Annotated in this window: 20 protein-coding genes and 2 pseudogenes; 11 read left to right on the top strand and 11 right to left on the bottom strand. The window is 66.5% G+C overall.

All coding sequences use genetic code 11. The annotated features are described in order from the left end of the window. Positions 1 to 44 precede the first annotated feature (44 nt). A complete protein-coding gene (gene ppk2, locus L7H23_RS07825; RefSeq protein ID WP_237838780.1) occupies positions 45 to 956 on the top strand; it encodes a polyphosphate kinase 2 in 912 nt (303 codons plus the stop codon). Here ppk2 and L7H23_RS07820 read toward each other — a convergent pair. Together L7H23_RS07820 and L7H23_RS07815 are read right to left on the bottom strand one after the other, a co-directional pair. After that, complete coding sequence (locus tag L7H23_RS07820; RefSeq protein ID WP_237839162.1) at positions 953 to 1,900, bottom strand: CorA family divalent cation transporter; 948 nt, start codon at positions 1,898 to 1,900, stop codon at positions 953 to 955. The two genes, ppk2 and L7H23_RS07820, sit on opposite strands and share 4 nt — an antisense overlap. A 60-nt stretch (positions 1,901 to 1,960) precedes the next feature. Beyond that, entirely contained in the window at positions 1,961 to 3,592 is a 1,632-nt protein-coding gene (locus L7H23_RS07815) for an inorganic phosphate transporter (RefSeq protein ID WP_237838779.1), read from the bottom strand. A 134-nt stretch (positions 3,593 to 3,726) separates the two neighbouring features. On the opposite strand from L7H23_RS07815, the gene pip reads away from it, so the two are divergent. Then, positions 3,727 to 4,815: a prolyl aminopeptidase gene (pip, locus tag L7H23_RS07810; protein ID WP_237838778.1), complete on the top strand. Its 1,089-nt coding sequence runs from the start codon at positions 3,727 to 3,729 to the stop codon at positions 4,813 to 4,815. Positions 4,816 to 4,889: 74 nt separating this feature from the next. Continuing rightward, positions 4,890 to 5,993, top strand: coding sequence for an MBL fold metallo-hydrolase (locus tag L7H23_RS07805; protein ID WP_237838777.1), 1,104 nt, complete (start codon positions 4,890 to 4,892; stop codon positions 5,991 to 5,993). On the opposite strand, the gene L7H23_RS07800 is transcribed toward L7H23_RS07805, so the two are convergent. The 3 genes from L7H23_RS07800 to L7H23_RS07790 form a co-directional block, all read right to left on the bottom strand. After that, a complete protein-coding gene (locus tag L7H23_RS07800) occupies positions 5,990 to 8,830 on the bottom strand; it encodes a pitrilysin family protein (protein WP_237838776.1) in 2,841 nt (946 codons plus the stop codon). The two genes, L7H23_RS07805 and L7H23_RS07800, sit on opposite strands and share 4 nt — an antisense overlap. A 167-nt stretch (positions 8,831 to 8,997) precedes the next feature. After that, positions 8,998 to 11,118 (bottom strand): S9 family peptidase, encoded by a 2,121-nt coding sequence (locus L7H23_RS07795; protein WP_237838775.1) that lies wholly within the window; start codon positions 11,116 to 11,118, stop codon positions 8,998 to 9,000. 98 nt (positions 11,119 to 11,216) lie between these two features. Further along, positions 11,217 to 11,528 (bottom strand): hypothetical protein, encoded by a 312-nt coding sequence (locus tag L7H23_RS07790; RefSeq protein ID WP_237838774.1) that lies wholly within the window; start codon positions 11,526 to 11,528, stop codon positions 11,217 to 11,219. Between the two features lie 338 nt (positions 11,529 to 11,866). Between L7H23_RS07790 and L7H23_RS07785 the strand changes: the two are divergent. Then, positions 11,867 to 12,538 (top strand): annotated as a pseudogene (locus tag L7H23_RS07785) (phage major capsid protein); the annotation flags it as partial. A gap of 282 nt (positions 12,539 to 12,820) precedes the next feature. Here the strand turns inward: L7H23_RS07785 and L7H23_RS07780 are convergent. Beyond that, positions 12,821 to 13,066 (bottom strand): annotated as a pseudogene (locus L7H23_RS07780) (hypothetical protein); the annotation flags it as partial. A gap of 84 nt (positions 13,067 to 13,150) precedes the next feature. On the opposite strand from L7H23_RS07780, the gene L7H23_RS07775 reads away from it, so the two are divergent. From L7H23_RS07775 to L7H23_RS07760, 4 genes are all read left to right on the top strand, one after another. Next, a complete protein-coding gene (locus tag L7H23_RS07775; protein WP_237838773.1) occupies positions 13,151 to 13,465 on the top strand; it encodes a hypothetical protein in 315 nt (104 codons plus the stop codon). Positions 13,466 to 13,476: 11 nt separating this feature from the next. After that, complete coding sequence (locus tag L7H23_RS07770; RefSeq protein ID WP_237838772.1) at positions 13,477 to 13,929, top strand: DUF2793 domain-containing protein; 453 nt, start codon at positions 13,477 to 13,479, stop codon at positions 13,927 to 13,929. 130 nt (positions 13,930 to 14,059) lie between these two features. Beyond that, positions 14,060 to 15,181, top strand: coding sequence for an OmpA family protein (locus tag L7H23_RS07765; RefSeq protein ID WP_237838771.1), 1,122 nt, complete (start codon positions 14,060 to 14,062; stop codon positions 15,179 to 15,181). Positions 15,182 to 15,393: 212 nt separating this feature from the next. After that, positions 15,394 to 15,828, top strand: coding sequence for a biopolymer transporter ExbD (locus tag L7H23_RS07760; RefSeq protein ID WP_237838770.1), 435 nt, complete (start codon positions 15,394 to 15,396; stop codon positions 15,826 to 15,828). A 22-nt stretch (positions 15,829 to 15,850) separates the two neighbouring features. Here the strand turns inward: L7H23_RS07760 and L7H23_RS07755 are convergent, their stop codons facing one another. The 3 genes from L7H23_RS07755 to L7H23_RS07745 all read right to left on the bottom strand — a co-directional run bounded on the left by L7H23_RS07755 (position 15,851) and on the right by L7H23_RS07745 (position 18,607). Next, a complete protein-coding gene (locus L7H23_RS07755) occupies positions 15,851 to 16,396 on the bottom strand; it encodes a DUF1993 domain-containing protein (RefSeq protein WP_237838769.1) in 546 nt (181 codons plus the stop codon). A 38-nt stretch (positions 16,397 to 16,434) separates the two neighbouring features. Next, on the bottom strand, positions 16,435 to 18,216 hold the full coding sequence (locus L7H23_RS07750; RefSeq protein WP_237838768.1) for an ABC transporter transmembrane domain-containing protein: 1,782 nt from the start codon (positions 18,214 to 18,216) through the stop codon (positions 16,435 to 16,437). A gap of 133 nt (positions 18,217 to 18,349) precedes the next feature. Then, on the bottom strand, positions 18,350 to 18,607 hold the full coding sequence (locus tag L7H23_RS07745) for a YjhX family toxin (RefSeq protein WP_237838767.1): 258 nt from the start codon (positions 18,605 to 18,607) through the stop codon (positions 18,350 to 18,352). A gap of 278 nt (positions 18,608 to 18,885) precedes the next feature. Between L7H23_RS07745 and phaZ the strand changes: the two genes are divergently transcribed. After that, positions 18,886 to 20,103 (top strand): polyhydroxyalkanoate depolymerase, encoded by a 1,218-nt coding sequence (phaZ, locus tag L7H23_RS07740; protein ID WP_237838766.1) that lies wholly within the window; start codon positions 18,886 to 18,888, stop codon positions 20,101 to 20,103. Here the strand turns inward: phaZ and L7H23_RS07735 are convergent. Continuing rightward, positions 20,100 to 20,510, bottom strand: a complete 411-nt coding sequence (locus L7H23_RS07735) for a YkvA family protein (protein WP_237838765.1) — start codon at positions 20,508 to 20,510, stop codon at positions 20,100 to 20,102. The two genes, phaZ and L7H23_RS07735, sit on opposite strands and share 4 nt — an antisense overlap. 24 nt (positions 20,511 to 20,534) lie before the next feature. On the opposite strand from L7H23_RS07735, the gene L7H23_RS07730 reads away from it, so the two are divergent. Both L7H23_RS07730 and L7H23_RS07725 read left to right on the top strand, forming a co-directional pair. Next, positions 20,535 to 21,524, top strand: coding sequence for a dipeptide epimerase (locus tag L7H23_RS07730; RefSeq protein ID WP_237838764.1), 990 nt, complete (start codon positions 20,535 to 20,537; stop codon positions 21,522 to 21,524). A 65-nt stretch (positions 21,525 to 21,589) separates the two neighbouring features. Further along, complete coding sequence (locus tag L7H23_RS07725; protein ID WP_237838763.1) at positions 21,590 to 22,066, top strand: MarR family transcriptional regulator; 477 nt, start codon at positions 21,590 to 21,592, stop codon at positions 22,064 to 22,066. On the opposite strand, the gene L7H23_RS07720 is transcribed toward L7H23_RS07725, so the two are convergent. Then, positions 22,063 to 22,527 (bottom strand): pyridoxamine 5'-phosphate oxidase family protein, encoded by a 465-nt coding sequence (locus L7H23_RS07720; RefSeq protein ID WP_237838762.1) that lies wholly within the window; start codon positions 22,525 to 22,527, stop codon positions 22,063 to 22,065. The two genes, L7H23_RS07725 and L7H23_RS07720, sit on opposite strands and share 4 nt — an antisense overlap. Positions 22,528 to 22,556 lie beyond the last annotated feature (29 nt).

The raw sequence follows: 22,556 nt of genomic DNA, 5'->3' as shown, positions 1-22,556 counted from the left end.
GCAATCTTGCCGCCATAGCGGTCGCCTGAGCAGGAGCCTTTGCCATGGACGACAGCCTTTCCGACCTCGACCGCATCAAGGAAGAAATCGCCGACAGCTTCGACGAGGAGCTGGAGATGGAAATGGACGAAAGCCGGCTCGAGGCGCTGCTCGGCGATCTGTCGGACCATCCCGACCGCGAGGCGATCGACCGGCGCATCTATTTTCGCGAGCTGTTCCGGCTGCAGCACGAACTCGTGATCCTGCAGGATTGGGTCCAGAAACAGGGGCTGAAGGTCGCGGTGCTGTTCGAAGGGCGCGATTCCGCGGGCAAGGGCGGCGCGATCAAGCGCATCACCCAGCGGCTCAATCCGCGCGTCTGCCGCGTCGTCGCACTGCCCGCGCCGAGCGAGCGCGAGCGCAGCCAATGGTATTTCCAGCGCTATGTCCCGCACCTGCCTGCGGCGGGCGAGATCGTGCTGTTCGACCGCAGCTGGTACAATCGCGCCGGGGTCGAACGCGTGATGGGTTTCTGCACCGAGGACGAATGCGAGGAATTCTTCCGCTCGGTTCCCGAGTTCGAGCGGATGCTCGTGCGGTCGGGGATCGTTCTGCTGAAATACTGGTTTTCGATCACCGACGAGGAGCAGCAATTCCGGTTCCAGATGCGGATCCACGACCCGCTGAAGCAATGGAAGCTGTCGCCGATGGACGTCGAATCGCGGCGGCGGTGGGAGGATTATACGCGCGCGAAGGAGGACATGCTCGAGCGCACGCATATCGCCGAGGCGCCGTGGTGGCTGGTCGAGGCGGTCGACAAGAAGAAGGCGCGGCTGAACTGCATTGCGCATTTGCTGGCGCAGATTCCGTATCAGGAGGTCGAGCGGCCGGCGGTGGTGCTGCCGGCGCGGGTGCGTCACTCCGATTATGAGCGACACCCGATCCCGCCCGAAATGTATGTGCCCGAGCTGTATTAGGGTCGGCGGCGGAGCAGCAGCCAGGTCGCGACCGACGAGGTGACCGCGGCCAGCGCGGCGACGAAGGTCCCCGCCTGCGTGTGCGCGAAGGGCAGGCCGCCGGTGTTCATGCCGAAAAAGCCCGTGACGAGCGTCGCGGGCAGCAGCAGCGCGCTGATCACCGACAGGAAATAGAGATTCTGGTTGGTCCTTTGCGCCGCCTGCAGATCGAGCTCGTCGCGGAGCTGGCGAAGCTGCGCCTGTGTGCTTGCGACGTCGGTATCGAGCGCGTGGAGGCGCTGGACGTGACGTTCGGCGACGGGGGCGAACACCCCGGGCAGGTCGGGATCCTTCTCGAGCCGGACGAGCGTCGCGCGCATTCCCGAAACGAGGCGGTGAAGGCGCGCGCCGCGGCGGCGCACCGCGATAAGATCGCGGGTGGCGGGGCTCATCCTCTCGTTGAGGAATTCGTCCTCGGCGGTCTGGATATCGTGTGCGAGGCCGTGGACATGCTGGCCGAGCCCGTCGACCATGGTGCCGACGACGAGATTGAGCGCGGTCGCGCCGTCGCAGACGTCATAGCCCGCGGCGATGCGCTGGCGGATGATGTCGGCCGAGCGGATCGGATGATAGCGTCCGGTGAGCATCAGCCCCGGGGTGATGACGATATGGAGCGCGCCGATCTGCGAGGTTTCGGCGGCGTCGAAGTCGCGTTCGAAATCCTGCAGGACGAGCCCGACGATGCCGTCCTCGACCATCACCTGCTGGTGCGTTTCGCGCGCGAGCATCAGGTCGTGGATTGGCCTAGGCAGGCTGGTCGACCGTTCGAGCCAGCGTTGCGTGCGGTCGTCGGCGAGGTTGAGGTGGAGCCAGCGGAAACTCGCGTCCTCCCTGTCGTCGCATTCATCGATCAGCGTGGTGCCGTCGCCGGTTCGCGCGCAGCCCCAGACGAGCCCGGGCTGCATCACGATCGCCCCGAAATCCGGGGTGGGCGTTTCGTCCTTCGGAACCGTGGGCGTGATCCTTTAGAAGATGGCGTTGAGGATCGCGTATAGCACGCCTGCGAGCACGATCGACACCGGAAGCGTGAGTACCCAGGCCATCAGCAGGTTGCGGATCGTCGACATCTGTAGCCCCGAGCGGTTCGCGGCCATTGTGCCGGCGACGCCTGACGACAGGACGTGCGTGGTCGAGACCGGCAGGCCGAGCATGTCGGCGGCGCCGATCGTCCCCATCGCGACAAGTTCCGCCGAGGCGCCCTGCGCATAGGTGAGGTGCGACTTGCCGATCTTTTCGCCGACGGTGACGACGATGCGTTTCCAGCCGATCATCGTGCCGAGGCCGAGCGCGAAGGCGACCGCGATCTTGACCCAGGTCGGGATAAAGCGCGTCGCGCTGTCGAGCGAGGCCTTGTAGGTGGTGAGCGCCGCGGTCTCGCTTTCGGTAAAGGTCAGCGTTTTTTCCTTGCCGAGCCGCTTGATCGCCTCCGACGCGAGATACATGTCGTTGCGCATATTTTCGGTCGCGGCGGCCGGAACCTTGGCGAGCGAACCATAGCCGCTGACCTGCGTCTCGACCTGGTCGACGAGCGCGCCGAGCGCGGGAAGCGTCGTCGGCGACAGCTTCTTGTCGGCGATATAGGCGGTGACCGCGCGGCGCGCATCCTGCGGCGAGGCGACTGCCGGGTTCGGCCCGCCGCCGTGCGCCGCAAGCGCCTGTTCGGCGGCGTTCGAGTTCACGACGAACTCCTGCACATATTTCTCGGGAACCGCGCGGTTGAGCGCATAGGCGGTCGGGACGGTGCCGATCAGGATCAGCATGATCAGGCCCATACCCTTTTGCCCGTCGTTCGAGCCGTGCGCGAAGCTGACCCCGGTGCAGGTGAAGATCAGGAGCGCCCGGATCCAGAGCGGGGGAGGCGTGTCGCCCTTCGGCGCCTCATAGAGCGTCTTGTTCCTGACCAGCACCTTCATCGCGAGGAACAGCAGCGCCGCGACGGTGAAACCGAGCAGCGGCGACAGGAGGAGTGCGTAGCCGATCTCGGTCGCCTTGCCCCAGTCGACTCCGGCGGTGCCGCTCTTGCCGTGGAGCATGGCGTTGGCGACGCCCACGCCGATGATCGAACCGATCAGCGTGTGCGACGACGAGGAGGGAATGCCGAAATACCAGGTCGCGAGATTCCAGACGATCGCCGCGATGAGCAGCGCGAACACCATCGCGAAGCCGGCATTCGAGCCGACCTGCAGGATCAGTTCGACGGGAAGGAGCGAGACGATGCCGAAGGCGACCGCGCCGGTCGAAAGCAGCACGCCGAGGAAGTTGAAGAAGCCCGACCAGACGACCGCGTAATTGGCGGGCATCGAGTTGGTATAGATGACGGTCGCGACGGCGTTCGCGGTGTCGTGGAAGCCGTTCACGAACTCGAAGCCCAGCGCGATCACCAGCGCGAGGAAGAGCAGCGCGAAGGGAAGGAGCGCAGTCGCATGGACGCCGGCGGCGGCCGCGTCGGCATAGACGCTGTAGGCGACATAGCCGAGCGCGGCGATGATCGCTGCGAGGAAGCCCATATTGCCCGCTGCGCCCAGTCCCTTGTCGAGATCGGGACGTTCGAATTCGGCATCCGGGATGCTGGCGGCGTCTGCAGTCGTGGCGTTCATGTCGGTCCTTCCCGGATTCGGTACCGTTGCGCTATGCCCTGCGGATGACATTCCTGTGACGGATGAGGGAGTTGCGTATCGCCCCCTCGCCGCCGATAGAGGCGCATCACGACTCCCCGGGAAAGGACGCACGCATGGATTTTTCGCGGCTGCAGGCATCGAGCAAGATCGGCGACGAGTGGGTTTATCCGCAGCCGCCGTGCCTGAATTTCGGCTGGCTGGAGGTCGACATCGAGGCGGGGCACCGCATCTATTGGGAAGAATATGGCAATCCCGACGGCGAGCCGGTGATGTTCCTGCACGGCGGGCCGGGCGGGGCATGTGCGCCGGTGATGGCGCGCTTCTTCGATCCGAAGCGGTATCGCGTGATCCTGTTCGACCAGCGCGGGTGCGGCAAGAGCGAGCCCAATGTCGCGGCGGCGGGTCCGGCGGCGGCGCTGCGCAACAACACGACCGCCGACCTGATCGGCGATATCGTGAAGCTGCGCGAAGAGCTGGAGATCGAGGGGCGTATGCATGTCTTCGGCGGGAGCTGGGGAAGCACGCTGGCGATGGCCTATGCGATCGCGCATCCCGGCCATTGCGCGAGCCTGATCCTGCGCGGTATTTTCCTCGGCGCGGCCGAGGATTTGCTCTATCTCTATCAGGGCAATGCCGCGACATGGGACGCGGACCCCTACGGACTGACCGCGCCGGGCGCCTATATCAACTACCCCGACGAATGGGCCGAGCTGCTGGAGGTGCTGACCCCCGACGAGCGCGGCGACGTGATGAAGTCGTACAAGGCGATCTTCGATATGGTGCCCGCGACCGATGCGGAGAAGGAGAAGCAGCTCCGCGCCGCACTGACCTGGTCACTGTGGGAGGGCGTGATCTCGAACATGGTTCCCGAGACCGCCGATACGGGGAAGTTCGGCGACGCCGATTTTGCCCTCTGCTTTGCGCAGATCGAGGCGCATTATTTCGACAACGACCTGTTTATCGAGCCGGGGCATTTCTTCGACAACATCGGCGTGCTCGCGTCGATCCCTGTGCATATCGTCCACGGTCGCTTCGACGAGGTGTGCCCGCTGACGCAGGCGTCGCGGCTGGCCGCGGCGCTGCGCGGCGTGGGTGCCGAGCCCGCGACCTATGTGGTGACCAACGCCGGGCACAGCGCGATGGAGCGCGACAATGCGCTGGCGCTGACCGCGATCATGGATGGCCTTCCGCCTCTTGACTGAATAGTCAGTTTCGGCCAATTGACCATTTAGTCAATTCGGCCGGACCCTCCGGCCGGGCCGGCCGGGAGAGCGGGATGAAGGTGCGGTTCAAGCGGGTCCGGACGGTCCTGATCCTCCTGGTTGTGCTCGCAATCGGCGCCTTTGCGGCGCTGCGCGTGCCCGCGGTGCAGGACTGGCTGTTCGTTCAGGGCGTCAAGCGCGGCATGGCGGTGCACGCCGACATGATGCCCGCGGAGGGGCATCTGAAGGTGTTGCTGTGCGGCACCTCGGCGCCGCCGCCGAGCATGGTGCGCGCAAAGGCGTGCACCGTCGTGATGGCGGGCACGCATGTCTTCGTCGTCGATACCGGACCGGGATCGGCGAACCGCCTCGGCCTGTGGCGCTTTCCTTTCGAGCGCATCGAAGGGGTGATGCTGACGCATTTCCATTCGGACCATATCGGCGATCTTGGCGAGTTCCGGATGCAGGGCTGGGTCGCGGGGCGGACCGCGCCGCTGCCGCTCTATGGTCCGACCGGGGTCGAGGAACTCGCGGCGGGGGTGAACCGGACCTATGCCGCCGATGCCGCCTATCGCGCGGGCGAACATGAGCTGGACGCCGCGGCGGCCGAGCTGGTGGCGGTTCCGTTCGGGCTGGCCGACGAGGCGCAGCGCGTGAAGCATGATGCATCGGCGATCATCTATGACAAGGACGGCCTGCGCATCACCGCGTTCCAGGTGATGCATGAGCCGGTCTATCCGGCGGTGGGATACCGGTTCGATTACAAGGGGCGCTCGGTCGTGATCTCCGGCGATACCGCGGTGTCGTCCAATCTGGTGCGCGCCGCGAAAGATGCCGACCTGCTGGTCCACGAAGGGCAGAGCGAGGCGATGCGGCAGACCTTTGCCCAGGCGCTGGCCGAGGCGGGGCGGACGAAGCTTGCCAGGGTGATCGGGCAGGTCGGGAACTATCACGTCACGCCGGTGCAGGCGGCCGAGGCAGCAAATGCTGCGAAGGTGAAACTGCTGGTGTTCAACCATATGGGGCCGATCGCACCCGACAACTGGCTGCTGCGGCAGATCTTCGCGCGCGGGCTCGCCGACGCCCGCCCGGCGTCCGGGTGGACGCTGGGGTATGACGGGATGATCCTCGACCTGCCGGTGGGGTCGAAGGAAATCGCCCGGCGGCAGGCCGGCTAGGGCGCCTCTGCACCCAGCGTCGGCGACTCCAGATCCAGTTTGCTCGCCGGGATGACGACCAGATCGGGGCGCAGCGCGCGAAGCTTGTCGATGAACTTCGCCGAATCGCCGACGATGATCAGCGAGGCGTTTTCCGGCGCGACGGCTTTCGCCGCGATTGCGTTCGCGGCCTCGGGGGTCACCGCGGCGAGGCGCGCGCTATAGGTGAGCGCGTCGGCAGGCTGCAGCCCCTGCAGGATCAGTCCCGAGACGATCGTACCATAGCCGCCGCCGGTTTCGAGCTGGCGGCCGTAGGCGCCGTCGAGAAAGGCGCGGCGCTTGGCGAGCGCGTCGGCGGTGATAGGCTCGGCTCCGAGGCGCTTGAACTCGTTCAGGAAGATTTCGGCGACTTCGGTCGCGCTCTCGTTCTTCGTCTGCGCGCTCGCGACGAGCAGCGCGGTGTCGGCGCGCGCCGGCATCGAGCTGTAGGCGCCATAGCTCAGCGCGCGCTTGCTGCGCACTTCGGTGAAGAGGCGGCCGTTCGAGCCGGCGCCGAGCACCGAATTGGCGAGAAGGAGCGACGGGTAGCCGGCGTCGCTGCGGCTGACCCCGCGTACCGCGGCGAGCACTGCGGCCTGTCCTGCGCCGGGCAGGTCGACGACGATCGTGCGCGGCGGCTGGGCCGCGCCCGCGCGCGATCCGGGCAGTGCGGGCGCCGGGCCATCGGCCTTCCAGTCGGCGAACAGGCGGGCGGCAAGCGCACTGCCGGCCGCCGGGTCGATGCCGCCGGTGACGACGACCGAGATGTTTGCGGGATGCCACCAGGTGCGGCGATACGCGACGAGGTCGTCGCGGCCGATCGCGGCGAGGCTTTTCGGCGTGCCGCCGCTCTGCCCGCCATAGGGCGCCGCGCCGTAGAGGAGGGGCTGTGCGACCATCGCGGCGATCGCGCCGGGATTGTTGAGCGCGACGCGCAGGCCGTCGGTCATGCGCTTGCGTTCGATCCCGAACTCCTCTTCGGGATAGTTCGCGCCGCGGACCACGTCGGCGAGGATCGTCCCGACCGCATCGAGGTTAGCAGCGGGCGCGGTGACCGACAGGATGCTGCCGTCGGGTGTGGCGCCGGCGGTGATCGTGGCACCGAGGCTTTCGAGCGCGGCGGCGATCTGTTCGGCCGAGCGCGTCGGCGTGCCCTTTGCGGCAAGGTCGGCGGCCATGGTGGCGACCCCGGCGCGTCCCTTCGGATCGGTCGACGAGCCGCCGCCGATCACGACGCTGAGCGTCGCGAGCGGTACTGCGCCGGTCCGCACAGCGACGACGCGGATGCCGTTGTCGAGGCGGCTTTCGGCGATCTTCGGCGGGGTGACCGCGGGCGCGGCGGTCGGCGCCGGCGGCGCTTGCCGGGCCGCCTCGGCCGCCAGCTCGTTGGGGGTACCGGTCGCGGGGGGAACGGTCGGGAAAACGGGCATCGGCCGGGGGTTGGCCCAACTCTTCGGGTCGCCGTCGCCCGCCGTGTAGCGCAGCTCGACGCGTGCCTTGGGGTCGAGATATTTCTTCGCGACGCGCGCGACGTCGGCCTTTGTCACGCGCGCGATCGCATCGAGGCGCTTGTTCGCGGCGGCGGGATCGCCGGTGAGGACGAGCGCTTCGCCGAGTTCGAAGGCGCGGCCCGAGAAGGTCTCGCGTTCGGCAAGGGTCGCGGCGAGCAGTTCGGTCTTGGCCTCGGCGAGTTCGGCGTCGGAGACCGGGGCTGCGGCGATATCCGCCAGCACCGCGTCGAGCGCGGCGGCGACCTTTTCGGGATCCTGCCCGTCGCTGAGGATCGCAAAGGGGGTGATGCCGCCGGCTTCCTCGGTAAAGTCGACGCTCGCGTCGATCTCGCTCGCCATCCCGGTGCGGACCAGCGCCTTGTGCAGCCGCGAATTTTCGCCGCGCGACAGGATCGCGTTCATCACCTCGAGCGCGGGAGTGTCGGGATTGCCCGCCCCCGGCGCCTTGTAGATCGCGCCGACGACGGGCAGCGGAACATTGGGTCCGGTCGCGTTGACGCGGCGCGGCGCCATCGGCGGCTCCTTGCCCTTGATCGCCAGCGGGATGGCCTTCGCGCGCTTCGGAATCGCGCCGAAATAATTGTCGACGAGCGACTGAAGGCGTGCCTCGTCGAAATTGCCCGCGACGATCAGCGTCGCGGTGTCGGGGCCGTAAAAGGCCTCGTGAAAGGCGCGTGCATCGTCGAGCGTCGCCGCCTCGAGGTCGGCGATCGTGCCGATCACCGGGCGGCGGTGCGGCAGGACGTCGAAGGTGTTTTCGCTGAGCGCGAAGTTGAACAGCCGGCCATAGGGCGGTGCGAGCACGCGCTGGCGCAGTTCCTCCTTCACGACGTTGCGTTCGGTCTCGAACACTTCCTTGTCGACGACGGGACGCGCCATGCGCTCGGCGTGCGTCCACAGCATCGTTTCGAGATATTGCGCGGGGACCGTCTCGTAATAATTGGTGCGGTCGAAGCTGGTCGAGGCGTTGCGCACCCCGCCGACATCCTCGGTCAGGCGGTTGATCATGTTGTAGGGCATGTTCACGGTCTTGCGGCTGAGGATATGTTCGAAGAGGTGCGCGAAGCCCGAGCGCTTTTCGGGGTCGTGCTTCGATCCGACGTCGTACCAGACCGACACCATCACATTGGGCGTGGACGTGTCCTGCAACGACAGCACGCGCAGGCCGTTCTTCAGGATGCGTTCCTTGTAGGCGATCGGCGGCACCGTGGTGGCAGCGCCGGCGGGCTTTGCGGCGGTCTGGGCATTGGCCGAAACGGCCGTCGCCAGCGCGAGCGTCGCGGCGCCCAGAAAAGGAAAGACTTTCATGAAGATGCCCCTTCGAAAATTGAGCCGGCAGACCGGTCGATGGGGGAATTTTGCGCGCGGAGCCGCGATGTCAACCACTGTTCTACGAAGTGCCGACAGGGCGGGGGCGAGGGGCGGTCCGGCGGTGCGCGACCCTTCCGCGCCAGCGCACGGAAGGGTCGTGATCGTCAGGGTGCGGGCGGGGTCCAGCCCTTCCGGTATTTCCCGAACCAGGCAAGGATTGCCGAGGCCTTGGCGGCCGATTGCGAGGGACGCGCGGCGATGCCGCCGTGGCTGGCGCCGGGTACCTTGATCAGCGCGGTCGGCACGCCGCGGAGACGCAGCGCGGTGTAATATTGCTCGGACTCGCTGACGGGGGTGCGGTAATCCTCGGCACCGACAATGACGAGCGTCGGGGTCTTTACATTGCCGACGAGCGAAAGCGGGGAGCGGGACCAGAAGAGGTCGGGCTTTTCCCACGGCTCTGCGCCGAGCCAATAGGGGCCGAAGAAGCCGGGGCCGTCGGCGGTGAGCGCCTGCGTCGTCCAGTTGATCACGGGTTTCTGCGCGACCGCGGCCTTGAACCTGTCGGTCTTGCCGACGATCCAGCTGGTCAGCACGCCGCCGCCCGAGCCGCCGGTGACGAAGAGCGCATTCGGGTCGGCGACGCCGAGTTCGACCGCGCGGTCGACGATGCTGATCAGGTCGAAATAGTCGTTGCCCGGATATTGCTTGTCGATCTCGTTCGCGAAGGCCGCGCCATAGCTGGTCGACCCGCGCGGGTTCGACGAGAGGACGGCATAGCCCGCGGCGGCGTAAAGCTGGTTGTCGGTCGAGAAATGGCCGCCATAGGCCGCGAAGGGGCCGCCGTGGATTTCGAGGATCAGCGGCACGCGCTGGCCGTCGCGATAGCCGGGGGGCAGCGTCAGCCAGCCCTCGATCGTCTTGCCGTCGTGGCTCGAGGCGACGGTGATCTTGCGCACCTCGCCCAGCGATTTGACTTCGCGGAGGGACCGGTTGAGGTCGGTCAGGATGCGCGACGATCCGCCCCGGTTAAGCTGCACCTCGGCGGGGCGCGTCGCAGTGCCGCCGGTGAAGGCGATCGCGCCGGCGTCGGAGACGGTGAAGCTGCCGCCCGTATAAGGACGATCGAGCCCGCCGCCCGAGAGGCCGGTCGCGGCGGTACGCACCGCGCCGTCGAGCCCGATGCGCGCGACCTTCGTCTCGCCATGGTCGTCATACTGCGCGTAGAGCGCCTTGCCGTCGGCCGCCCACTGGATCGCATCGACGCTGTAATCCCAGTTGCCGGTCAGGCTGCGCTTGCCCGACCCGTCGCGGTTCATAACGTAGAGCTGGCTATTCTCATAGGCGCGCATCTTGTCGTCGAAGCCGAGATACGCGATCCTGCCGCCGTCGGGCGAGACGAGCGGGTTCGCGTCGGGGCCGTTGCGGTCGGTCAGCGCGGTGACCGCGCCGCTCGCGACGTCGAGGCTGTAGACCTCGCTCTCGACCGGATCCTTTTCCCAGTCGGGCTTGCGGTTCGCGGAAAAATAGAGCGTGCGGCCGTCGCGCGACCAGCTCAGCGGGCCGCCGTCATGATAGGGGCCGAAGGTCAGCTGGCGCGGCGAGCCGCCGGTCGCGGGAACGGCGAAGATCTTCTCGAACCCGGGTTCGACGATGCCTTCGCCGTCGGCCTTGTAGGCGAGCATGTCGTGGACCTCGAGCGGGTCGGCCCATTTGGCGCCTTCGGGCTTGTTCTTCGGTGCCGAACCGAAGCCGGGACCGTCGTCCTTGACGAGCATCGTGTAGGCGATCGTGCGGCCGTCGGGCGACCAGGCGAGCGAGGAAGGCGAGGTCGGCAGGCCGGTGAGGCGTACCGCCTCGCCGCCGTTCATCCAGCGCACCCATAGCTGCGGCGCGCCGCCGGCGGTCGAAACATAGGCAAGCCGCTTGCCGTCGGGCGACCAGCGCGGCGAGAAGGTGGCGCCGTCGTTGGCACCGAGCGGGGTTTCTTCGCCGGTCGCGGTGTCGATCAGCCAGATCGAACTGACGGCGCGGTCGGTCATGATGTCGTTCGACCGGTGGACATAGGCGATGCTCCGGCCGTCGGGGCTGATTTGCGGATCGGAGGCGATCGACAGGTCGAAGAGGTCGTCCCCGGTGAAGCGGCGCTCGGGAGCGGTGCGCGCGCTGCCGGCGGCGGAGGCGGAGGTGGCAGCCGCCGGTTCTGAAGCCGGGGCTTCCTGTGCGAGAACGGGCTGGGCGGCGAGGGTGAGAAGGCTCGCGCCGAGGAAGGCGAGTTTACGCATCAGTGGGTGCCCCTTTTTCCGGTGGATGGTTGAATGTGTAACCATCCGGGGCGGGGGGTCAATCGGTGGGGACGGGAAAGGGCAACTGTTGACGCGTATCAGCCGCCGCGCGTGCATTCACCGATTATGGATTCGAGCTTGGTCTCGTCATAAGCGCCATAGTCCTTGAGGGCACCTTGCGCGGCCGCCTTGGCAACGATGCACTCGCACGTCCGGCGAGGCGCGGGCATCTCGGGCTCGAATTCTGCAGCCTTTGCAACGCAGTAATCAATGCGGGCCGCCTCCGTGCTGCTCGATGCGTCGAGTGCACCTAATTCGCCACTGGCGTCCGCAGCATTCCAAATGATGAGCGGAATACCCACGATTGCGAAGATGAGAGCGAAGCCCCTTGGTGCCTGCGTGCCTGCCATGGCGCGATCATGGCAAACACAGGTAAACAAGGCGTAATCCCAATCAACCTAGCTATCGGCAATATCAGGATTTCACCATATAGGTTATTTTCTATTGACATCGTCACGCTGTTATGGCACAAGTGTCGCATCATGAAGAATTGCGATTCGGGCCGGCGCTCTTCCGATGCGGGAGGGTGATCCGGCCTTTATGCTTTTGGAGGTCGTGGGCGATGGATGACGAGATCGGGCCGCAACATAATGGGCCGGTGCAGCGGCGGAAGCCGCGCGTGAACGGATGATCGTGACCACGACGCCGCGGGTCAACGCCGCGATGCGGCGCGTGCTGGACGCGCCGGGGGTATGCGGTGCCGCGCGAGATCGACGGCAGCATCGCGGCGACGCTGAAGACGCTGTCGCCGGTCCGGAGCATCGCGACGGTCGTGCAGACGGGGACGAGCGGCTATCGCAAGCTGGTCGCGACGGGATCGATGGGTACGGGCTGGGTCGGCGAGACCGCGGCGCGGCCCGAGACCGCGACGCGCAGCTTTGCCGAAATCGTGCCGCCGACGGGTGAGCTCTATGCCAATCCGGCGGCGAGCCAGGCGATGCTCGACGATGCGATGTTCAACGTCGAGGACTGGCTGGCCGAGCAGCTCGGCCGCGAGTTCGCGATCGCCGAGGGCAGCGCGTTCGTGAACGGCAACGGCACGAACCGGCCGAAGGGGTTCCTGACCTATACGGCGACGAACGAGATCGACAGCGTGCGCGCCTTCGGGTCGCTGCAGTATCTCGCGACGGGGACCGCGGGCGCCTTTCCGGCGTCGAACCCGCAGGACAAGCTGGTCGAGCTCGTCCATTCGCTGAAGGCGCCGTACCGGCAGGGGGCGTGCTGGGTGATGAATTCGGACACGCTGAGCCGCATCCGCAAGTTCAAGACGACCGACGGCGCCTTCATCTGGCAGCCGGGGATGGTCGAGGGGCAGGCGGCAACCTTGCTCGGCTATCCGGTGGTCGAGGCCGAGGATATGCGGTGTTCGAGGAACTGGAGCTTGCGAGTTTCGGCAACCGTATCCCGTCGCTGACCTTCGAGGTGGAGGCCGACGAGGGTGGCATCGATGCGGGGCTGGTCGGCGACGACCTGCTCGGCGAGACGGGCCGATGCCGGGGGCACTGGGCCTTTGCCGGCTTTGCCGCGTCAGGCGACCGCGTTCGCGACGCGCTGGCACCGCTGTGCGAGGTCGACCGGATTCGTCTGCAGGGCGGTCCCGATGGCTGGAGGCTCTCGCCTCCCCGAACGGAAGAGGCGGTTAGGCCAGTCCCCGGAAGGCGCTGGCCGATCCGATTCCCACGGCTGCCGCGACCAGCGAGTCGGGCGCCTGATCCTCGCTGCCGTCGTGCCAGCGAAAGGTGCAGCGCTCGCTGAAACTGCCGCCCGATCCGCGAAGCAGGTTCCCGTCGGCCCAGATGCGCCGGATCGCGCGGATCGGCCGCGAAGACAGTGCAACGGCCAGCGATACCGCATAGCTGTATTCGGTCGTCGACGGGCGCCCCTTGCCGAGAGCGGGGAAGCCGAACTGCAATGGACTTCGCGCGGCGATACCGAAATCGGGCATGTCGCGATTGCGCCGGCCGGGCGTGCCTTGCAGCCGCTCGCACCGGTGCATGGCCGGATCCGGACCGACGGCGCGGGCGGCGTTGTCGTCGGCTGGATCCGGCGCAGCAGGGCCGATGCGGGCTGGCGCGACGGCGTGGACCTGCCGCTCGGCGAAAGCCGCGAGGAATGGCGTGTCGAGCTTGTTCCTCCCTCGGCGGGCGTCGGGCCGTGGGAAACCGGCGAACCTTCGCTTTCGATCGCGGCGGCGACGATCGCGGCGCTCGCGCCGGGGCATATGCTCGCCATTCGCCAGGTGGGGGATTTCGCGCTCTCTGCGCCGCTTTTCGTACCGTTGACCTGAAGGACAAACCGATGACCGATATGCTCAAGACGGCGCGTTTTGCGCTGCCGCTGCTGGCCGTGGCGCAGGCGCAGAAGGAGGTTGTGCACAACGAGGCGCTGGCCTTGCTGGATGCGCTTGTCCATGCCGCGATCGAGAATGGTCCGCTTGCCGTCCCGCCGGCATCGCCCGCCGAGGGGCAATGCTGGCTGGTGGATACCGCAGCGACGGGCGCATGGGACGGCGAGGGCGGCAAGCTCGCCGTCTGGAGCGGTGGCGGCTGGCGTTTTGCACCGCCGCGACCGGGCATGCGGGTCGTTCGTCTGTCGGACGGCGCGTGGTTGCGTTATCATGCCGGTGCGTGGGTCGCGCCGGACGCGATTGCGAGTCCGGCGGGCGGTGTCACAATCGATTCCGAGGCGCGCTCCGCGATCGCCGCGCTGATTCTGCTCCTTGAGGCGCAGGGCATTCTGATTTCAGGCTGATTTTGCCTGTCTTCGCACGGGAAGTGCGACTTTTTGGCAACAGATTGACGATTTGTTAGCTTGCACGGAACCAAAGCGACGAGTAGGACGTCTGACGAGACGTAAATCTCAATTGAAAGGGGAATCTACTATGAGGAAGCTTGCCGTCGCTATGGCGTTGGCCTCCACTGCCCTGGCGTCGCCGGCTCTGGCGCGCGACAACTCCTGGTATGTCGGAGTTGGTGGTGGCGTGATGATCGTCGAAGACATGGATCTCGACATCGGCACGGTCAACAATGCCGGTTCGCTCGATCATCGCAAGGGCTATGATGTCGAAGGCACTGTCGGTTACGATTTCGGCGGTTTCCGCGCGGAAGTCGAAGTCGGCTACAAGGAAGCCGACATCACGTCGGGGACGTTCGCGACCCCGGGCATTCCGCAGACCGCCAACGGTTCGGGCGCAGCCTTCACCGGCGCGACCCCGCTGAACGGCGACTCGAACGCCCTCAGCTTCATGGTCAACGGTCTGCTCGACTTCGGTGACGACGATGGCCTTCAGGGCTTCATCGGCGGTGGTGCCGGTGTCGCTCGCGTTTCGGTCGAGCCGGTTTTCGCCGGTGCGTTCCTGGACGATTCGGACACGGGCTTTGCCTGGCAGGCGATCGCGGGCGTTCGCGCTCCGCTGACCAAGAACTGGGACGTCGGCCTGAAGTATCGCTTCTTCAACGCCAGCAACCTCGACCTGGTCGACCAGCTTGGCCGCGACGTTTCGACGCGCTTCCGTTCGCACTCGATCCTCGGCACGCTGACCTATAACTTCGGCGGCGCCCCGGCTCCGGTCGAAACGCCTCAGCCGCCCGCCCCGCCGCCGCCGGCTCCGCCGCCGCCGACCCCGCCGGCTCCGCCGCCGGCTCCGGTTTGCGATCCGGGTCCGTACATCGTGTACTTCGACTGGGATCAGTCGAACATCACGCCGGAAGCGGCTGCGACCCTCGACAACGCGATCAGCGCCTACAACCGTGGCTGCACCGGCCAGCAGGTCTGGCTCGCCGGTCACGCTGACCGCTCGGGTTCGGCCAAGTACAACGTCGGTCTGTCGGAACGCCGCAACACTGCGGTCCGTGGCTACCTGACGGCTCGTGGCATCTCGGATGGCTCGATCTCGTCGGAAGCGTTCGGCGAAAGCCGTCCGGCTGTTGCGACCGCCGACGGCGTCCGCAACGACCAGAACCGTCGCGTGGAAATCAAGTACGGTCCGGGTTCGGGCAACTAAGATTTCCGACCCGGTTCGGGTCAGAAGACAAAGAGGGGCGGTGCCGAAAGGTGCCGCCCTTTCTTTTTGGTACGATACCGGAGCGCCCGCGGGCGCTTTTCGTTTGCCCATTCCGCAAAATGTTATACCATATCAGAACGGGTCGGGGTTCCGGCCCATGATGCGGGACGGCATCGGGAGAGATTCTGTCCCGCCAGACAGGGAGACAGACGATGCGCAGAGCCCGCAGCCGGTTTCACCAGAGCATTTTCCGCACCGACCCCAATGGCGACCCCGCGATCAACACGACGCCGCTGATCGACGTCATGCTGGTCATGCTGGTCATGTTCATCATCACGCTGCCCCCGCCGACGCACAGCGTCGACATCACCCTGCCGATCGGCGGCCACGCCGAAGTCCGTGACGAGAATCGCGTTACGATCGACACGCACGATATCATCCGCTGGAACGGCGAGGCGGTCGATCTGGCGCAGCTCGGCCAGCTGGTGAAGGTGGCCGCCGAACGGCCCGAGCAACCCACGCTGATGTTCGAGCCCGAAGCGCGGGCGCGCTACCTGCGCGTCGACGAAGCGATAGGGGCGATCCGGCGTAATGGCGGCAGCAAGCTCGCCTTTCCGGGCATCCACCAATATGGCGGATTGATCTGACCCGCCCGGCGCGCCCGCGGGCTCAGCCGGCGGGCGCGGTTCCGGGGCGGAGATACTGCATCATATAGCCGACATAATCGGCCTTCCCGAGCGGGACGCCCATGTGGCGGAGGATCGAATAGGCCGCGACCGCGTGGAAATAGAATTGGGGCTGCGCCCAGTCGCGGAGGTAGCTGTCGGCGGTCATGTCGAACGCCATGCCGTTGGGCAGGTCGAAACCGACCGCGCGGCCGCCGTCGTTGCCGAGCGTTTCGGGGGTGATGCTGCCGAGCCATTCGATCGTCTCGGCGATCTGCGCCTGTAGTCCCGCAAAGTCGGTGGCATCGTCGGTGAGCGCCGGCGCGCCGGTTGCGCCGAGGCGGGTCGGCGCCTGCACCGCTTGCATGCAGGTGAAACGCACCTGTGTCGCGAGCGGGAACATGTCGGGGGCTAGCCGCGAGGCGATGAACTGGAGCTCGCCGACGCCGTTGTCCGCGCCCCAGGCAAGCGCCCTGTCGAGCTGGCCCGAGAGCGCGCGGAGGCCGTTGATATAGGCGGGGATGCTGAGGTCGTGGAGCGTCATGGTCATAGGGGGCTTCCTTCGAAGGATGGCGATCGGGAGTGCGCTCAGGCGGCGGCGAGATTGTCCTGGAATTGCAGGCGCGCGAGGCGGGCATAGAGACCGTCGGCGGCGACGAGCGCGTCGTGACGCCCCTCCTCGACGATGCGCCCCTCGTCCATCACGATGATGCGGTCGGCAGCGCGAACGGTGGCGAGGCGGTGTGCGATGACGATCGTCGTGCGGTCGTGCATCAGCGTTTCGAGCGCGTCCTGCACGAGCTTTTCGGACTCGGCGTCGAGTGCCGAGGTCGCCTCGTCGAGCAACAGCAGCGGCGCGCGGCGGAGGAGCGCACGGGCGATCGCGACGCGCTGGCGCTGGCCACCCGAAAGGCGCGCGCCGCCTTCGCCCATGAAGGTGTCGAGCCCGTCGGGGAGCTTGCGCAGGAACTCCTCGGCGTTGGCCGCGCGGGCGGCGTCCCAGAGCTCGTCGTCGGTGGCGAGCCAGTTGCCATAGCGCAGATTGTCGCGCGCCGAGGCGGCGAAGATCACCGTTTCCTGCGGCACCATCGCGATGCGCGCGCGCAGATGCGCGGGGTCGAGTTCGGGGAGCGGCACACCGTCGAGGCGGATCTGACCGCCCTGTGGGTCGTAGAAACGCTCGGCGAGCTGGAAAAGCGTCGACTTGCCGGCGCCCGAAGGCCCCACGATGGCGACGGTCTCGCGCGGCCGGATCGCGAGGCTGAAATCATGGAGCGCGGGGGCGTCGGGGCGGGTCGGGTAGTTGAACTCGACATGGTCGAATTCGAGCGTGCCCGTCGCGGGTTCGGGCAGCGCGCGCGGACTCGCGGGCGGGGCGATGCTCGGTTCGGCGATCAGCAGTTCGTTGAGGCGTTCGGCGGCGCCAGCGGCGCGGAGCAGATCGCCATAGACTTCGGTGAGCGCGCCGAACGCGCCCGCGACGAGGCCGCCGGTGAGGACGAAGGCGGCAATGGTACCGCCGGTGATCGTTCCCGCTGCGACGCCGGCCGCACCATACCAGAGCAGGGTGGTGATCGACCCGAACAGAAGGCCGATGACGATCGCGGTCATCGTCGCGCGGAGCCGGATGCGGCGTTTCGCGGTCGCGAAATTGGCTTCGACGGCGCTGGTGAAACGGTCGGCCTCGCGCTCCTCCTGCCCGAAGGCCTGCACGATCTTCATCGCGCCCAGTTGCTCGGCCGTTGTCGCACCGATGTCGGCGACGCGATCCTGGCTGGAGCGCGAGACATTCTGGAGGCGTCGTCCGAGCAGCACGATCGGCATGATGATGACGGGGATACCGAGCAGGATGCCGCCGGTGAGTTTCGGCGACAGCGAGAAGAGATAGACGATGCCGCCGATGCCCATGACGGCGTTGCGGAGTGCGACCGAAACCGTGGTGCCGACGGTCTGCTCGATGATCGCCGTGTCCGCTGTCATGCGCGAGGCGATTTCGGACGGGCGGTTTTCCTCGAAGAAGCCGGGGGCAAGGCGGAGCAGGTTGCGCTGTACGGCCTCGCGGATATCGGCAACGGTGCGTTCGCCGAGCCAGCTCACAAAATAGAAGCGCAGCGCCGTCGCGAGTGCGAGAATGATGACGATCAGATAGAAGAAGCGGAAATGCGGGCTTACGTCCCCGCCGCCGGCGACAAAGCCGGAATCGATCATTTCCTTGAACTGGTAAGGAATCGCGAGGGTCGCGAGCGCCGCGATGCCGAGCGCTATCGCCGCGATCAGCAACTGGAGCGGATATTGGCTGGCATGATGCCAGACCATGCGCAGGCTCGACAGCTTGCGGGGCGGGGTCGGTTTATCGGATCTGGTCGCCATTTGTCATCGCCCTAGCAGCCGTCGAGGTGCTGCTCAACGGCGCAGAATGGTGGCGCGCTTCAAGGACCATGAAGCGGTACTGTGTAAAGTGGCCGGGTAAAGGGAGCGCGGGATCGCCCGCGCTCCCTTTACGTCAGCGGTTGTCGAGCTGCGCGCGCACGGCGCGCAGGCCCGCCTGTGTGATGCGATAGGGCATGCCGTTTTGCGAGGCGATGAAGCCGCGACGGCGGAGGCGCCGGAAGAGGCCAAGCCCGCCGCTTTCGAGGACGTGCCCGTCGCGGGTGAAACAGAGTGCCTCGATCAGGCGGCCGTCTTCGTCGCGCCGGTGGCGGATCATGCCGCCCTGCGCCAGCACGTGCAGCACGCGCTGTTCCGATCTGGAAATGTTCATTGGAATATTGTCCGGGATTATATGCAGCAACAGGCGCGCCGACCCGTCAGGGGGCCGGCGGCGTTTGCGTCATCCCTTTCGCCGGGATGTTAGCGGTTGCCCGCAATCTCAGACATATTCACTCCGAAGGGCGCACCTGCGCCCGTTGTCCCATAATATTGTCGATGAAATGCGCGCGCAACGATTTTGATGCATTGCACAATGACAGCGTTTCCCTAGACTGCCTCCAAAGCAGGCGCCGGCAGAGCGCCGCCCCGGACGCAAGGAACGATTGTCACATGCTGTATCACGCCTTTGAAATGCAGAAGAGCTGGCTCGCGGGGGCGAGCGCGCTGGCGACCGCGGGCGCGCAGGTGATCCAGCATCCCGCGAACCCGCTCGGCTATTTCGGCGGCAGCCCGATGTTCGCCTCGGCGCTCGAAGTCTTTGCCCACGCTGCGGCGCCGCGCGGCAAGCCGGGGTTCGAACTCTATGAGACCGTGGTCGAGGGCGAGACGGTTCGCGTGACCGAGAAGGTCGAGGCGCGCAAGCCCTTCGGCCAGCTCAAGCATTTCAGGCACAAGGCGAGCGAGGGCAAACCCAAGCTGCTGATCGTCGCGCCGATGTCGGGCCACTACGCCACGCTGCTGCGCGGAACGGTCGAGCGGATGATTCCCGATCATGATGTCTGGATCACCGACTGGCGCGACGCGCGCAACGTGCCGCTGGAGGCCGGGCGCTTCGATCTCGACGATTATATCGACTATCTGGTTTCGTGGCTCGAGCATATCGGGCCCGGTGCGCATGTGCTGGCGGTGTGCCAGCCGTCGGTTCCGAGCCTCGCGGCGGCGGCGGTGATGGCGGCCGACAAGCACAAGTGCCGGCCGAAGACGCTGACGATGATGGGCGGCCCGATCGACACGCGCAAGGCACCGACCGCGGTCAACGAGCATGCGATGACGCGGCCCTATGCCTGGTTCCAGGAAAATGTGATCGTCACCGTCCCGGCCTGGTATCCGGGCGCTGGACGCCGCGTCTATCCGGGGTTCCTGCAGCTCGCAGGCTTCATGTCGATGAACCTCGGCAATCACATGATGAGCCATTGGGCGATGTTCAAGCATCTGGTCGATGGCGACGGCGAGAGCGCCGACAAGACCAAGGAATTTTACGACGAGTATCGCGCAGTCTGCGACATGACCGCCGAATTCTATCTGCAGACGGTCGACGTCGTGTTCCAGCGCCACCTGCTGCCGAAGGGTGAGATGCTCCATCGCGGCAAGCCGGTCGATCTGACGAAGATCGAGGATATCGCGATCCTGGCGATCGAGGGCGAGCGCGACGATATCTCGGGCATCGGCCAGACCAAGGCGGCGCTGACGCTGGCCGCGTCGCTGCCGACCGAGAAGAAGAAATATTATATGGCGAAGGCCGTCGGCCATTACGGCATCTTCAACGGCCGCAAGTGGCGCGAGGATATCGCGCCGATCGTCGAGAAATGGATCCGCGCGAACGCCTAGTGCCAGGGCGAGGTCCGGACGGCCCAGTAAACGAGATAGAGCAGCCCTGCCCACAGGAACAGGATGAAGGCCATGCCGGTGCGGCTCGACGGGCGTTCGCTCGCGGCCTCGGCGGCTGCGTGGAGTTCGGCCCAGAGCGGTGTGGCAATCAGGCGGCGGACGAGGATGAGGCCCAGCGGCACGATGATGAGGTCGTCGAGCCAGCCGAGGACCGGGATGAAGTCGGGGATGAGGTCGATCGGCGACAGCGCGTAGGCCGCGACCGCGATCGCCAGAAAGCGCGCATACCATGGAACGCGCGGGTCGCGGGCGGCGAGCCATGCGGCATGCGCCTCGACCGCGAGACGGTGGCCGAGGTCGCCGATACGTTCGGAAAGGGATTTGCCCGAAAGAGGTTTGCCGGTCATCGCGATCTACACTAGCCTTCCGGCATGGCTATCCAACTGAAAAGCGCGCGCGTCGAACGCTGGCCGGTGGCGGGGCAGTTCGTCATCAGCCGCGGCGCCAAGGATCATGTCGATGTGATCGTCGCCGAGGTGGAAGCGGACGGCGCGACAGGGCGTGGTGAGGGGACGCCGGTCTATTATCTGGGCGAGGATGCGGCAGGATGCCGCGACCAGATATTGCACGCGGCATCGCACATCGCCGAGCTCGGCGCGGCAGAGGCGCGCGCGGCGATTCAGGAAATCATGGGACCGGGTGCGGCCCGCAATGCGCTCGATTGCGCCTTATGGGACCTCGAGGCCCGCCAGCGCGGGTTGAGACTCTGGCAGCTTGCGGGGTGCGACGGACCGCCGACCGCGCGGACGACCGCCTACACGATCTCGCTCGGGACGCCGGGCGGAATGGCCGAGGCGGCGGCGACCGCCGAGGCCGATGGCTATCATCTGCTCAAGATCAAGCTCACCGGCGAGGGCGACCGGCTGCGCGTCGCCGGGGTGCGCAAGGGCGCGCCCAACGCGCGGCTGATCGTCGATGCCAACGAAAGCTGGGGCCAGGTCGACATATTGGGCGAGGCCGAGGCGCTCGCCGACATGGGGGTCGAGATGATCGAACAGCCTGTGCCGGTGGGCACCGATGCGTTGCTCGACCAGCTTTATGCACCGATCCCGTTCGTCGCCGACGAAAGCTGTCACACCGCCGCCGATGTCGCGCGGATCGGTCCCTTCTACGACGGGGTGAACATCAAGCTCGACAAGGCGGGCGGACTGACCGAGGCGCTGCGCCTCGCCGATGCGGCCGATGCGGCGGGGCTGTCGATCATGGTCGGGTGCATGCTCTGCACCAGTCTGGCGATCGGGCCGGCGTTCGTGCTGGCGCAGCGCGCGAAATGGGTCGACCTTGACGGGCCGGCATTGCTCGCGCGCGACCGCGAAGGCGGGTTCGAGTTTCGCGAAGGGCGGATTGCTCCGTCGCACTGAACTGTCCAGCGAACATTACAGTAAAGTAACTTTACTATCATGATTCCGGACTATAAGTCTGCATCATGACCGATACCTCCGAACCTCGCCACCACGACATCGTCATGCCCGCGCTGTTGCGGCACGCGCGCACAACCTATGGCGGCGCGATGCGCCGGGCGCTCGACCGGGGCGGGTTCGACGATATCCCCGCCAACGGCCTCTATGTGATCGGCGGGCTCGCGCTCGGCGCCGAGGATGTGCCACTGAGCGCGTTGATCGAGGATCTGCGGATTTCCAAACAGGCCGCGGGGCAACTTGTCGATACGCTGGTCATGCGCGGTTATCTCGAGCGACAGGTCGATCCGGAAGACCGGCGGCGGCTTATCGTCCGGCTGACCGAGCGAGGGGCGCACGCGGCTGCGGTGCAGGGCAAGGCGCGCGACGCCGTCGACGCGAAGCTCGCGACACGCGTCAGCGCCGAAGACATCGCCGCGGCGCGGCGCGTGCTGTCGGCGCTGATCGATATCGCGGTCGAAGCGCGCGAGCGCGCCGCACCCTAAAGCGCCACTTCGGCGTGCTTTCCGAGCTCGCTGCCCTTCATCGTCATGCCGGTCGCCAGCTTGAACATACCCTTCAGGCTCGGCTCCGCGGTCCAGATTTCGGCGTCTTCGAGATCGAAGCGGAGCAGGACGAGCTTCGGGTCGTCCTTGCCGCGCTCGTACCAAGCCGCGATGCTGTTGTTCCAGAGCTTGTCGAGCACCGCGCGATTGTCCTCGCGGCGGAGCGTTCCCGCGATGCAGGCATAGAGATCATGGCCCTTCGACGCGAATTGCGCCATCGCCGGGCCGCCGCCCGCGAGACGGTTGTCGGTGGCGGTGAAGAACCAGAAGGCGCTGTTGGCATCCTTGTCGAGCTGCGCATTCATCGGAATATGATGCTGCCGCTCGCCGGTCAGGCCGACCATGACATAAGGGCTGGCGTCGAGCGCCTTCCAGAATTGCTTGGTGATGTCGTCGTTCATCGGTCGAGACTCCTGCGGTCCCCCCGATG

It is taken from the genome of Sphingopyxis sp. BSN-002, from assembly GCF_022024275.1.
GTDB lineage: Bacteria > Pseudomonadota > Alphaproteobacteria > Sphingomonadales > Sphingomonadaceae > Sphingopyxis.
This window is presented reverse-complemented; position numbering and strand designations above follow the sequence as displayed.